Below are 13,150 nucleotides of genomic sequence, written 5' to 3' on the forward strand. Positions count from 1 at the left end.
GGTTCAAGCCACGCGTCCGGGGACTGGGGAGTTATGGACGCATAGGCTGGGCGGGCCTTAGTGGCCCGCCACACTCCCACCACTCTCATCAAAAAAATGCGGGGACAGAGAGATGTCTGGTGCGAAACCCGGCCAAGGCGGGCTGGTCGACCATATCGAAGAAACCATGATTGCGTGCCTGTTGGGTCTGATGACAATTGTCACCTTCGCCAATGTGATCGCGCGGTTTGTATTCAATTCTAACATTCTTTGGGCGCTGGAACTGACAGTATTCACCTTCGGTTGGTTGGTGCTGCTGGGTGCGTCTTATGCAGTGAAAAAGCATGCACATCTGGGTGTTGATGCGATCCTGAACATGCTGGCCCCCGCGCCACGCCGGGTTTTAGCGCTGATAGCCGTTGCTTGTTGTCTGGTGTTTTCTCTGCTCCTGCTCAAGGGGTCGTATGACTACTGGGCAGTGTTTGCCGATCTGCCGCCCACCTCGGGTCGCTGGTTTCCGACCGGCTTTGACATGAGTGCGCGCAGCCAGAGCTTCTATGAAGTTGATGATATCCCGATGGTCGCGCCGCTGCGGTTTCTGGAAGATATGATCAACTATGGCGAATATTACGAGAAACTGCCCAAGGTCGTTCCGTATTTCGTTCTGCCTCTTTCGATGTTGCTGCTGGTGATCCGTTTTGCACAGGTCGCAGTACAGATTTGGCGCGGTGAAACTGATCGCCTTGTAGCTAGCCACGAGGTTGAGGACGAGATCGAAGAAGTCCGCGCCCAGCAGGGGGAGCATGACTGATGGACGTCGTACTACTTTTCTCGATGGTCATTGGCCTATTGTTGATCGGAGTTCCGATTGCGGTGGCACTTGGTCTCAGCTCGACCCTCTTCCTGCTGATCTATTCCGACAGCTCATTGGCTTCGGTCGCTGGCACGCTATTCGAGGCATTTGAGGGGCATTTCACCCTCTTGGCTATCCCGTTTTTCATTCTCGCGTCATCTTTCATGACCACAGGTGGAGTGGCGCGGCGGATCATCCGGTTCTCGATCGCTTGTGTAGGGCACTTGCCCGGAGGTCTGGCAATTGCTGGCGTCTTCGCGTGTATGTTGTTTGCGGCCTTGTCGGGTTCGTCTCCGGCGACAGTTGTCGCAATCGGGTCGATCGTCATCGCTGGCATGCGTCAGGTGGGCTATTCCAAGGAATTCGCCGCCGGTGTGATCTGTAACGCAGGGACACTGGGCATTCTGATTCCGCCATCAATCGTGATGGTGGTCTATGCGGCAGCCGTGGAGGTTTCGGTCGGGCGAATGTTCCTTGCAGGCGTTATTCCGGGTTTGATGGCCGGTCTGATGCTGATGATCACCATTTACGTCATGGCCAAGGTCAAGAACCTTCCCAAAGGCGATTGGAAAGGTTGGGGCGAAGTTTTCACCTCGGCGCGCGAGGCCTGTTGGGGTCTGTTCCTGATCGTCATCATCCTCGGCGGTATCTACGGAGGTATCTTTACCCCGACCGAGGCCGCGGCTGTTGCTGCCGTCTATGCGTTCCTGATCGCAAGTTTTGTCTACAAGGATATGGGTCCGCTCAGCACCGAAGGGGATGCGCAGAACATCTCGCTGCTCAAGAAACCCTATGCGTTGATCACGGCCTTTGTGCACCCCGACACCAAGCATACACTTTTCGAGGCGGGCAAACTGACTGTCACGCTGCTGTTCGTGATCGCCAACGCGCTGATCCTGAAACATGTGCTGACGGATGAGCAGGTGCCCCAGCATATCGCAAGCGCCATGCTATCGGCGGGTCTGGGGCCAGTGACTTTCCTGATTGTGGTCAACGTGATCCTGCTGATCGGTGGCCAGTTCATGGAGCCCTCAGGTCTGCTGGTCATTGTGGCCCCGCTGGTCTTCCCGATTGCCATCGAGTTGGGTATCGATCCGATCCATCTGGGCATTATCATGGTGGTGAACATGGAGATCGGGATGATCACGCCTCCGGTCGGGTTGAACCTGTTCGTAACCTCGGGCGTGGCAGGTATGCCGATGATGAGTGTTGTGAAGGCAGCGTTGCCGTTCTTGGCCGTGCTGTTCGTCTTCCTCATCATGGTTACGTATATCCCGTGGATTTCGACATTCCTGCCCAACACATTCATGGGGCCTGAGATCATAACCAACTAGATCGGTTAAACCGAGCATATGAACCGGGCGGTGTAATCCGCCCGGTTTTTTTGTCTTGAAACTGATGCCCAAACGCATATCTGAGGGTCAGAGGACGACCTCACCATCATGGACGATTATTCGGGACGACCCGATCTCGGAAAGTGAGGTGTTCTTATGCCCTGGGTATTACTGTTGTTTGCTGGCCTCCTCGAAATCGTCTGGGCCGTCGCGATGAAGCAGACCGCTGGTTTCACGCGGCTGTGGCCGACGGCGATCATGGGTGTTGCGATGATCGGGTCATTTGGCCTGCTTGCAATGGCCATGCGGGAGCTGCCGCTTGGCACCGCCTATACGATCTGGACCGGGATCGGCGCAGTAGGGGCGTTCACTGTTGGCGTCCTATTCCTGGGCGAAGCGCTGACGCCCATGCGGATCGGCGCTGCGATTCTAATCGTGACGGGTTTGATCATCATGAAACTGGCCTAAGCGTTGACGGCCATAGTGGTGTCGGGCAGCTTTGCGAAACAACTCCGAACAAAGGACACCTGCATATGCTGACCGACACCGATGCACGCTTGCTCCGCGTCGCCTATGATGAGGCGAAAGCTGGATTTGACGAAGGAGGCTGCCCAATCGGTTCAGTGCTTGCGCGGGGTGGTGAGGTCGTTGCGCAAGGGCGTAATCAGCGTGTCCAACTGGGCGACCCGATCGCCCATGGGGAAATGGATGCGCTGCGCAAGGCAGGGCGGCAGAAGACCTATCGCGATACTGTGCTCTATACCTCGCTTTCGCCTTGCATGATGTGTTCTGGCACGATCGTACAGTTCGGTATCCCGCGTGTTGTGATCGGAGACACCGTGAATTTTGGCGGAAATGAGGACTTCCTGCGCGATCGCGGTGTCGAGGTCATCATCGCTGATGACCCGGACTGCATTGCATTGATGAGGCGTTTTATCGAAGAGAAGCCCGCGCTTTGGGCCGAAGATATTGCCGAATGAGGTTGGCGATCAGGCGCTTTCAAGCGCCTGAATGATGCCCGAGAAATCATTTGCTTTCAGACTGGCGCCACCCACCAACGCTCCGTCAACATTTGAAACGCCAAAAATCTCGGCAGCATTACCGGGTTTGACCGATCCGCCATACAGCAGGCGGACTGACCGGCCGACACCTTCGCCAAATCGGCGTTCCAGACGTGCGCGTATGAAATCGTGCACTTCTCCGATCTCTTCCAAAGTTGGAACCTTGCCGGTGCCGATGGCCCAGATCGGCTCATATGCGACAATCAGGTTCTCGCCTGTCGCTTGATCCGGGATCGAACCCGACATCTGTCCACCGATGATATCCAGAGTATTTGCTGCTTCGCGCTGCTCAAGGCTTTCACCGACGCAGATGATCGTCTTCAGGCCTGCATCCATGGCGGTGCGGGCTTTGGCACGGATGTCTTCGTTCTGCTCAGCATGATCTTCACGGCGCTCGGAATGGCCAAGGATCACTGCGCTCGACCCTGCATCCAACAGCATCTCGGCACTCAGATCCCCGGTATGCGCACCCGAGAGCGCCGCGTGGCAGTCTTGGCCGCCAACGGTAATGCCCGAACCTTCAACCGTATTTGCCGCGCGATGAAGCAAAGTGGCTGGTGGGCATATCAGGATTTCTACCGCAGAAGATGGGTGCGAGGCTTTCAACGCTTCCAACTCGCTCAGCGCGACGCCAGTTCCGTTCATTTTCCAGTTGCCTGCCGCCAACTTACGCCGCATCGCGATCCCTCCGGTTTTCTGCTTTGAACCCTCGGATATCACCCGCAGGCGGGGCTGACAATTCCGGTTGCATAGCGCTACTTGTCAGGACACATTGCGCGCGTTGTTGCGGAGGATTGCATGATAGACGATCTCGATCTCGCCAAATTGGATCTGCGTGATCCAGCTGAGATGGAAAAGCTGAGACGTGCTGTTCGCCAGATCGGATTTCTAACGATCTTCAATTCCGGCCTTGATGCCGCCCGTGTGAAGCAGGTGATCGACGCGTATCGCGATTTTTTTCGTCAACCAGTTGAGATCAAGCAGAGCGTCGATATGGCAGCTACGGGTGCCAACCGCGGTTGGGGTGCGCCGCGTTCCGAACAGGTGGATCTCAGGGCGAACCCGGATTTCAAAGAAGTCTTTGATAGCGGTTTTGAACTGCCAGCCGATGATCCCTATGCGGGGCGGGGATTAAGTGTGTATGCCCCAAATCTCTGGCCAGACGGGGCCGACACGTTTCGGAGAACGATCCAGAGTTACTATTCAGACGCCTGCTCAGTTGCCATTCGCGTTTTGCGCGCGATTGCGATTGCCATCGGTAGGGATGCAAACAGTTTTGATGCGGCCTTTGATACGCCAATGGCGCTGCTGCGCGGTAACTTCTATCCGCAACGCCCTGATTGGGCAGGAGAAAAGGACTTTGGTATCGGCGCGCATACGGATTATGGCTGCCTGACTTTGCTGGCCACGGACGGCACACCGGGTCTGGAAGTTCGTATGCCCGATGGCGATTGGCAAGCTGTAAACGCCACACCGGGACAATTCATAATCAATTTCGGCGAGATGCTGGAGTTTTGGACCGCAGGAGAAGTCAAAGCGACCGAGCATAGGGTCAAAGGCAGCGTGAACGAGAGGATCTCGGTTCCGTTGTTCTTCAATCCTTCTTACGACACAAATGTTGCGCCGCCGGGTTCATACGCCACGATCCGCGCCGGAGAGCACCTGACGCGGCGATTTAATGAGACCTACGTCCACCTAAAAGCTGCGAGTTAGCGTTGTTCAGCCAAGGTTTCGTCGAACTTGATCGATTCTCCGCATCCGCATGCATCGACTACATTCGGGTTTCGGAACTTGAACCCGGCCTCAAGCAGTGAAACCTCGTAGTCGATCTCGGTTCCGAACAGGAACATCTGTGCCATGGGGGCGATCATTACACGCGCGCCATCCTGCTCGACCACTTCGTCGTTCGGGTCGGCATCATCGACGTAGTCCATGGTGTATTCCATCCCCGCACAGCCGCCTTTCTTGACGCCGATGCGCAATCCGGTGTGACCGCCGGATTTCATAAGCCGAACAATCTGTTCAGCAGCTTTAGGTGTCATGGTCACGGCTTGTTTGCCGGGAATGCCAAACATGGTGGGCTCCGTTATCGCGCGTTATCTCTAATCTAAGGCCGACACGCGCCGGGCTCAAGAGAGAGCCTGTTCAAATACACACTCCGCGCAGGGTTGTCACGATGGTGCGCAAAGCTTTAGCGTACCTGAAGTAAAGGACAGGCATTCCAGAGAGGTTTGGATCGATGAGAGCGCAGAACTGGGCAGGAGCAGCCATTTTCACATCTATGTTGCTGGCGTCCGCGTCTGCGGCACTTGCGATAGATGACACAAAACGGCACCCGGTCAACTGTGCTACCGCACCCGGTGATCTGCGCGCAATCGCAGCTGAAAAGAAACATGCCGAGGACCAGCAGGCTGAAAGCGTGTTCTCGATCCTCCCTGCCGGTGCCTTGCTGGGTCTCGTCACAGGAACCGAGAGCAAGCACCTGAAGATGCTGTCAGGCGACTATATAAAAGAGCTGGACGCGCGCGCTGCTGAAATCAAGTCGACCTGTAACATCGAATAATCAAACAAAAAGGGCCGCTCTCGGGCAAGAGCGGCCCGGAATGGGCCCATTGAATGGGGGATGGCTATGGTCAGAGGCCCATGCAATTCACGAAGTATGTCAATTTAGCGGGGCAATCGGATAAGACGCCCGCTACTCGACATCCTGCGCCAGCACGTCCAGCAGATCGAAAAACGCATGCTTAATCACTGGGTCAGTACCTGAGGACCTTGTGACCCAGCATTGTGACAACATGAAAACGGTTAAGTAACACGCAGTACACCGTTTTGTAACATCGCCATGTTTTTTGTGAGTAAGTCGAGAGTTACATGAAACCCAGCTCAAGCCGGGCTTCATCTGACATCATTTCCATGCCCCAAGGTGGCTCCCAAGTCAGTTCGACGTCGACCTCTTTGACGCCAGCAACGGGTTCGATTGCTTCCACGATCCAACCGGGCATTTCGCCTGCGACAGGACAACCTGGCGCAGTGAGGGTCATGATCACCTTGACCGCGTTTTCTCCGGTGATGTCGATCGTATAGATCAGACCGAGATCGTAGATATTGACCGGTATTTCTGGGTCAAACACCGTCCGGCAAGCTTCGACCACGGGTTCGTAGAGCGGGTGATCGATGGTCGAGGGAGCGATCAGAGGGCTGCCTTCGAACTGTTCACTGGGGTGGGTCATTGATGCCTCGGGTCTGTTACCTGAGAAATTATATAGGGAAAGTGCCGGGCAGCGTCCAGAGGTGCCGTGGCGCCTGATTTGGGCGCCACGACAGATCAGTCGTTGATGTCGTGCCTGAAGGTTTTGACCTGACCGTGCGGCAGGGCAAACATACGGCGCAGAACCAGCCATGCGACCAGTGACAGAACAGCAAATATCAACAGCAGAACGGGCAGGGATGGCGTGAGGCCAGGGATCAGCAAAGCCACTCCGGTAATGGCTGCACCGATGGCAAAACCCAGGAAGATGAAGCCGGGCAGCGCGACCTCAAGGATGCCCAGAGCAAGCGCTCCGGCCAACCAAATCCACCACGTCAGCCAGAAAGGATCGGCCATCATTTTCCTCCTTTAAGCATGTTAAAGGCATTGCCGAAGGCTTCAAGTGCGTTTGCAGGCACAACGATGGTCTGCGAGCCGGTGCCGTTGCCCAGGGCGTTCAGCGATTCCACCTGTTTCAACGCAACCTGATACTGTGCCGCTTCCAGCCCGTTGTCCTGAATGGCCTTTGCCACGACCTGAGTCGCATAAGCTTCGGCCTCAGCCGAGATTCGGCGGGCCTTGGCGGTCTGCTCTGCCGCATAAAGTTCGGCATCTGCCTGCAGCTCAACGGCACGCTTTTGGCCCTCGGCCTCGGTCACCTGCGCGCGGCGGGCACGTTCGGCGTTCAATTGCTGCAACATCGCGTCACGAGTGGCCTGATCGAGGTTCACGTCCAGAATCTCAGCGCGGGTTACTTCGATCCCCCAATCGTCAACAGCGGTTTCTACGCTTTCCTGAATACGTTCAATCAGTTGCGCCCGGTTCGATTGCACTTCATCCAGGTCCATCTTGCCGATCTCGGCGCGGACGATACCGGCTACAGTCGTTGCAATCGCACCGTCGACATCGCGGATGCGATAAACCGTCTTTTCTGGCTCGAGAATGCGGTAGAACACCGAGGTATCGATCTGCACCAGAACGTTGTCCTTGGTAATTGCGTCTTGCGTTGCGTTTGGCAACTGACGCTCAAGGATGGATATCTTGTGGCGGGCAACATCTAGAAAAGGAACGATAAAATTGATCCCGGGCCCAAGCACCGAATGCAGGCGGCCAAACCGTTCAACCACGTACTTTTCGGATTGAGGCACGATTTTGATGCCTTTGAATATGACAATGGCAATAAGCGCCGCTGCCAGCAGGTAGATAATGTTCGAAGTAATCAGTCCGATAATCTGGTCTTCTATCATACTGTCCTCATTTATTGTGTACTATGGTATACATATGGGGATTGAGTCGCTCAATTTCAACTCTGGTATGGATTGTGCTGGCCGGAATGCAAATCGGTGAAAACGTTCATACCGGCCAGAAATTCCCTTTTGTGGCAGCTTTGCATCCCACTGGTGTTTGCGTTATCGGACGAGGATGAAACTGATTATCGATACAGACCCCGGCATCGACGACGCAATGGCCATTGCCTATGCCGCCGCTGCGTCCGAAATTGACCTGATCGGCCTGACCGCCGTGTTCGGCAACACCCATGTGCATCAATCCAGCCGCAATGCGCGGTTTCTGGTGGACAAACTGAGGCTGGGCATACCCGTGGCCCAAGGCGCGTCCTCCGCTTTGGGAGAGAGTACGCATTCACCTTCGGAACATGTGCACGGCCCCGAAGGCTTTGGTGACCTGACCCAGATTGAAGAGATCGGTGAAAACCACGCCTTGTCCGCCGCAGAGTTTCTTGTCGACATGGCGCGCAGCCATCGCGGAGAGCTGGTCGTATGCGCGGTTGGGCCATTGACCAATATCGCTGATGCCATGCGATTGGACCCCGAGTTTGCGGACAATCTTGGCAAGCTCGTCATCATGGGCGGGGCCGTGTACTGCCCGGGCAATATCACCGAACATGCCGAGGCGAATATCTATCACGATGCCAAAGCTGCAGACGAAGTCTTTGCCGCGCCGCCGCCTACGATTCTGGTGGGATTGGATGTGACTCTGAAAACGCTCTACGAGACCGCTGATTTTGAGGCGCTCGCTGAACGTTCCCCTGACATGGGTGGTTTTCTGCGTGATATCTCGCGCTTCTATTTAAAGTTCTACAAAGAGATCGGTGGGCTTGAAGGGTGCGGATTGCATGACTCGACTGCCGTTATCGCCTGCACCCATGAACCGATGTTCGAAATGGTCGAAACGGGTTTGCAGGTGGCGTTGGACGGGGCTGAGATCGGTGCGACTCGTCCTGACCCTGCACGGCCACCAGTGCGAGTGTGCCGGGATGTCGATGGGGCAGGGGTGGTGCGCCTGTTTACGGACCGTGTAGCCTCGCTGCCCTGACGGGTTGCAATGCCCTTGCAGATCGGGCAAAGCCTGCCCGGTTCAGCGATCCAAGGCGTTACCATGACCCAGCGATTTTCTTTCGACCTGAAATCCACCGATGGCAAGGCCCGCACAGGCGTGATCAACACGCCGCGCGGTGAGGTGCGGACGCCGGCGTTCATGCCTGTGGGCACAGCCGCGACCGTCAAGGCAATGATGCCGGAAAGTGTGCGCGCCACGGGTGCCGATATTCTGTTGGGCAACACCTATCATCTGATGCTGCGCCCAACGGCCGAGCGGATCGATCGTTTGGGAGGCCTGCACAAGTTCATGAACTGGGACCGGCCCATCCTGACGGATTCTGGCGGATTTCAGGTGATGTCGCTGGCCGGTCTGCGCAAACTGACCGAGAAGGGCGTGACCTTTAAATCTCACGTCGATGGCTCGAAGCACGAATTGACGCCGGAACGGTCGATGGAAATCCAGCGGCTTTTGGGCTCGGACATCGTCATGTGCTTTGATGAATGCCCTGCGCTGCCCGCCGATCGCGACCGTATCGCCGATTCCATGCGCCTTTCGATGCGGTGGGCTGCGCGGTCGCGCGAAGCGTTTGGAGACCGCCCCGGACATGCCCTGTTTGGGATCATGCAGGGCGGGCTGGAACAAGATCTTCGGGAAGAAAGTGCCGAGGCACTTAAGCAGGTCGGTTTTGAAGGCTACGCCGTCGGCGGCCTTGCCGTGGGTGAGGGGCAGGAGGCCATGTTCAGCTGCCTTGACTATGCGCCCGACTTCTTGCCCCAGGATAAACCGCGTTATCTGATGGGCGTAGGCAAGCCTGATGATATCGTAGGTGCCGTTGCACGCGGGATAGATATGATGGATTGCGTTCTACCTTCGCGGTCGGGTCGCACCGGGCAGGTGTTCACGCGTTACGGTGTGGTCAATATCAAGAACGCCCGCCATGCTGACGACCCACGCCCGCTGGATGAGAACTGCACATGCCCCGCGTGTTCAAGTTATTCTCGGGCCTACTTGCATCACGTGTTCCGCTCGAATGAGATGATCTCGGGCATGCTGCTGACTTGGCACAATCTGCATTACTTTCAGGAAATCATGCAGGGAATGCGGGACGCGATTTCACAGGGCACATTCGCAGAGTGGCAATCGCAATTCCACGCGCTTCGGGAGCAAGGCGATATTGAACCGCTGTAGATTGTGGCCATTGCGGTGACAAACGCGGTATTTTTTGCTATACTGTTCGCGCATTATTTACCATTTTCATTTGTTTTGTTCAGGAGGATTCAATGCCTCGCTTTATTGTTTCTATCGCAATCGTTCTTTGCGCATCGACATCTCTTGCGGATGTCTGGACCTTCGAAACCCCGTCCGAGAATATTCAGTGTGTCGTCGGGCAGGGGGCGAGTGTTTCGGACCTGTCTTGCACCATAATTGAGCGCAGCGGAGCGCCTGCGTTCCCGCGCCCGGCGGATTGCCAGTCGGACTGGGGACATGATTTTTTCATGACCAATACGGGCGCCGTCCGCATGCTGTGCCAACCAGTCAGCCATAACCGGGACGGATTTGACCGTGCAGACTACGGCGTAACCGGAGAGTTTGGCGGGTTCGTCTGCCATTCCTCGAAAAAGGGCTTGGAATGTAGAAACGAAGTCGGTCATGGCTTCTTTTTGTCGCGAGCTAAGCAGAGGGTGTTCTGATCCACGCTGGATGATTTGTTGCCCGTTTTAATGCTGGGTTCGCTAAAATCGGAGGATATGTCTGTCGGATGCCTTGAAGTCCCCAAATCATCGGGTCATGCTGCATCACGACAAATGACGATGAGGTTGAAATGGGGGAACAGGTGCCCCACCTTTATCGTCCAAGACAGGAGATGGCCAAAGGTTGCCTGAATCAGGGACCAGCGCCGTCTTGCCAATGATAAGGATAGAGCATGCAAGAGCCTCTGAATTCCTCATACCCCGTCCTGCCGCTGCGCGATATCGTGGTCTTCCCACATATGATCGTGCCGCTGTTCGTGGGCCGTGACAAATCGGTCCGCGCCCTGGAAGAGGTGATGCAGGATGACAAGCAAATTCTGTTGTCCAGCCAGATTGATCCTGGTGAGGATGATCCGGAAATCGACGGTATCTACCGCTCGGGCGTTCTGGCCAACGTGCTGCAACTGCTGAAACTGCCCGATGGCACCGTGAAGGTGCTTGTCGAGGGGCAGGCGCGGGTGCAGATCACAGAATTCCTTGAAAACGATCAGTTTTTCGAAGCGCGCGCCGAGTATCTGACCGAGATTCCGGGCGATGTCACCACGACCGAAGCGCTGTTGCGCACCGTCGCGGACGAGTTTGAGCGCTATGCAAAAGTGCGCAAGAATATCCCCGAAGAGGCGCTGGCCGCCGTCGGTGAAACCACCGAGCCTGCAAAGTTGGCCGACCTTGTGTCAGGTCATCTGGGCATCGAGGTTGAACAGAAACAGGAACTGCTTGAGACGCTCTCGGTGAGCGAGCGGCTTGAGAAGGTCTATGGCCTGATGCAGGGCGAGATGTCGGTCCTGCAGGTCGAGAAAAAGATCAAGACCCGCGTCAAATCCCAGATGGAGAAGACGCAGCGCGAGTACTATCTGAATGAGCAGATGAAAGCGATTCAGAAGGAGCTTGGCGATGGGGAGGACGGCAGCAACGAAGTTGCCGAACTGGAAGCCAAGATCAACGAGACCAAGCTGTCGAAAGAGGCGCGCGAAAAGGCCGAGGGTGAGCTGAAAAAGCTCAAGAACATGTCGCCCATGTCGGCTGAAGCAACCGTCGTGCGCAATTATCTGGACTGGATCCTGTCACTGCCGTGGGGCACCAAATCCCGTGTCAAAAAGGATCTGGGTCGCGCGCAGGACATTCTGGACGCCGATCATTATGGACTTGAGAAAGTCAAAGAGCGGATCGTCGAATATCTGGCGGTTCAACAGCGCTCGAAAAAGCTGAAAGGCCCGATCCTGTGCCTTGTTGGCCCTCCGGGTGTGGGTAAAACCTCGCTGGGTAAATCGGTCGCTAAAGCCACGGGGCGCGAATTCATTCGCATCTCGCTGGGTGGTGTGCGCGACGAATCTGAGATTCGTGGCCACCGTCGGACTTATATCGGGTCGATGCCCGGCAAGATCATTCAGGCGCTGAAGAAGGCGAAAACCACAAACCCTCTCATCCTGCTCGATGAAATCGACAAGATGGGGCAGGATTTCCGTGGCGATCCAGCCTCGGCGATGCTGGAGGTGTTGGACCCGGAACAGAACAACACGTTCATGGATCATTATCTTGAGGTCGAATATGACCTGTCCAACGTGATGTTCCTGACCACGTCTAACAGCTACAACATGCCTGGGCCTCTGCTAGACCGGATGGAGATCATCCCGCTGGCCGGTTACACCGAAGAGGAAAAGAGCGAGATCGCCAAGCAACACCTGATCGACAAACAGGTCAAAAACCATGGTCTGAAAGCCAAGGAGTTTGAGCTGACCGATGAGGCGCTGCAATCGATCATCCGCACCTATACCCGCGAGGCGGGTGTGCGGAACCTCGAACGCGAAATCGCCAAAGTGGCGCGGAAATCGTTGACCAAGATCATCAAGAAAGAGGCGGAGACCGTAAAGGTGACGCCCGACAATCTGGATGATTTTCTTGGAGTGCCCAAGTTCCGTTATGGCTTGGCTGAACAGGACGATCAGGTTGGTGTAGTCACTGGCTTGGCCTGGACTTCGGTCGGTGGTGATCTGCTGCATATCGAGGCTCTGAAACTGCCCGGCAAAGGGCGGATGAAGACCACTGGTAAGCTGGGCGATGTGATGAAGGAATCGATCGACGCGGCGTCGTCTTACGTCCGATCAATTTCGCCTCAGATCGGGGTTAAACCGCCGCAGTTCGACAAAATCGATATCCACGTGCACGTGCCCGATGGTGCGACGCCAAAGGATGGTCCGTCTGCGGGCTTGGCTATGGTGACCTCGATTGTTTCGGTCCTGACCGGTATTCCTGTGCGCAAGGACATCGCCATGACCGGCGAGGTTTCGCTGCGCGGCAACGCGATGCCGATTGGCGGGCTGAAAGAAAAACTGCTGGCTGCCCTGCGTGGCGGGATCAAGACTGTCCTCATTCCCGAAGAGAATGAGAAGGATCTGGCGGATATCCCCGACAACGTGAAAGAAGGGCTGGAGATCATCGCGGTCAAACACGTCTCGGAGGTACTGGAGCAAGCGTTGATACGTAAGCCCGAGTCAATTGAGTGGGATGAGGCCGCTGAAGAGGCCGCTGCCGCTGCCGCCAAGGCGGCCGAAGGGGCAGGACCGTCGGCAACAGCCCACTAAGCC

At 56.0% G+C, this 13,150-nt stretch carries 15 protein-coding genes; 10 read left to right on the plus strand and 5 right to left on the minus strand.

All coding sequences use genetic code 11. The features are described from left to right. Positions 1–112: 112 nt before the first annotated feature. The 4 genes from ACR0BI_RS01820 (at position 113) to ACR0BI_RS01835 (ending at position 3,146) form a co-directional block, all read left to right on the plus strand. The gene (locus ACR0BI_RS01820) at positions 113–790 is read left to right on the plus strand and encodes a TRAP transporter small permease (protein WP_170393219.1); all 678 of its coding nucleotides are present in this window, start codon (positions 113–115) and stop codon (positions 788–790) included. Next, on the plus strand, positions 790–2,166 hold the full coding sequence (locus ACR0BI_RS01825; RefSeq protein WP_480561560.1) for a TRAP transporter large permease: 1,377 nt from the start codon (positions 790–792) through the stop codon (positions 2,164–2,166). The genes ACR0BI_RS01820 and ACR0BI_RS01825 overlap by 1 nt, the downstream gene beginning before the upstream one ends. 156 nt (positions 2,167–2,322) lie before the next feature. Continuing rightward, positions 2,323–2,634, plus strand: a complete 312-nt coding sequence (locus tag ACR0BI_RS01830) for a DMT family transporter (RefSeq protein WP_480561558.1) — start codon at positions 2,323–2,325, stop codon at positions 2,632–2,634. Between the two features lie 65 nt (positions 2,635–2,699). Further along, positions 2,700–3,146 (plus strand): nucleoside deaminase, encoded by a 447-nt coding sequence (locus tag ACR0BI_RS01835; protein WP_170393216.1) that lies wholly within the window; start codon positions 2,700–2,702, stop codon positions 3,144–3,146. A 9-nt stretch (positions 3,147–3,155) separates the two neighbouring features. Here the strand turns inward: ACR0BI_RS01835 and tpiA are convergent, their stop codons facing one another. Beyond that, a complete protein-coding gene (gene tpiA / locus ACR0BI_RS01840; RefSeq protein ID WP_170393215.1) occupies positions 3,156–3,905 on the minus strand; it encodes a triose-phosphate isomerase in 750 nt (249 codons plus the stop codon). A gap of 120 nt (positions 3,906–4,025) precedes the next feature. Here tpiA and ACR0BI_RS01845 point away from each other — a divergent pair, with 120 nt between their 5' ends. After that, entirely contained in the window at positions 4,026–4,940 is a 915-nt protein-coding gene (locus tag ACR0BI_RS01845; RefSeq protein ID WP_480561556.1) for an isopenicillin N synthase family dioxygenase, read from the plus strand. Here the strand turns inward: ACR0BI_RS01845 and ACR0BI_RS01850 are convergent. Next, positions 4,937–5,302, minus strand: coding sequence for a HesB/IscA family protein (locus ACR0BI_RS01850; protein ID WP_170465407.1), 366 nt, complete (start codon positions 5,300–5,302; stop codon positions 4,937–4,939). The two genes, ACR0BI_RS01845 and ACR0BI_RS01850, sit on opposite strands and share 4 nt — an antisense overlap. Before the next feature lie 164 nt (positions 5,303–5,466). Between ACR0BI_RS01850 and ACR0BI_RS01855 the strand changes: the two genes are divergently transcribed. After that, complete coding sequence (locus ACR0BI_RS01855) at positions 5,467–5,790, plus strand: hypothetical protein (protein ID WP_170393212.1); 324 nt, start codon at positions 5,467–5,469, stop codon at positions 5,788–5,790. Between the two features lie 304 nt (positions 5,791–6,094). On the opposite strand, the gene ACR0BI_RS01860 is transcribed toward ACR0BI_RS01855, so the two are convergent. From ACR0BI_RS01860 to ACR0BI_RS01870, 3 genes are all read right to left on the minus strand, one after another. Further along, positions 6,095–6,457, minus strand: a complete 363-nt coding sequence (locus ACR0BI_RS01860) for an SUF system Fe-S cluster assembly protein (protein ID WP_170393211.1) — start codon at positions 6,455–6,457, stop codon at positions 6,095–6,097. Positions 6,458–6,552: 95 nt separating this feature from the next. Continuing rightward, positions 6,553–6,831, minus strand: a complete 279-nt coding sequence (locus ACR0BI_RS01865) for an NfeD family protein (RefSeq protein WP_170393210.1) — start codon at positions 6,829–6,831, stop codon at positions 6,553–6,555. Continuing rightward, positions 6,831–7,721, minus strand: coding sequence for an SPFH domain-containing protein (locus ACR0BI_RS01870; RefSeq protein ID WP_170393209.1), 891 nt, complete (start codon positions 7,719–7,721; stop codon positions 6,831–6,833). The genes ACR0BI_RS01865 and ACR0BI_RS01870 overlap by 1 nt, the downstream gene beginning before the upstream one ends. Before the next feature lie 175 nt (positions 7,722–7,896). Between ACR0BI_RS01870 and ACR0BI_RS01875 the strand changes: the two genes are divergently transcribed. The 4 genes from ACR0BI_RS01875 to lon all read left to right on the plus strand — a co-directional run bounded on the left by ACR0BI_RS01875 (position 7,897) and on the right by lon (position 13,147). Next, on the plus strand, positions 7,897–8,808 hold the full coding sequence (locus ACR0BI_RS01875) for a nucleoside hydrolase (protein WP_480561555.1): 912 nt from the start codon (positions 7,897–7,899) through the stop codon (positions 8,806–8,808). Between the two features lie 63 nt (positions 8,809–8,871). Further along, entirely contained in the window at positions 8,872–10,002 is a 1,131-nt protein-coding gene (gene tgt, locus ACR0BI_RS01880) for a tRNA guanosine(34) transglycosylase Tgt (RefSeq protein WP_170563488.1), read from the plus strand. A 92-nt stretch (positions 10,003–10,094) separates the two neighbouring features. Continuing rightward, positions 10,095–10,505: a DUF6636 domain-containing protein gene (locus tag ACR0BI_RS01885; protein ID WP_170405494.1), complete on the plus strand. Its 411-nt coding sequence runs from the start codon at positions 10,095–10,097 to the stop codon at positions 10,503–10,505. Between the two features lie 233 nt (positions 10,506–10,738). Beyond that, positions 10,739–13,147 carry an endopeptidase La gene (gene lon, locus ACR0BI_RS01890; RefSeq protein ID WP_170393206.1) on the plus strand — a complete coding sequence of 803 codons (2,409 nt, stop codon included), beginning with the start codon at positions 10,739–10,741 and terminating at the stop codon, positions 13,145–13,147. The last annotated feature ends 3 nt before the right edge of the window (positions 13,148–13,150 follow it).

Source organism: Ruegeria sp. E5 (assembly GCF_056534105.1).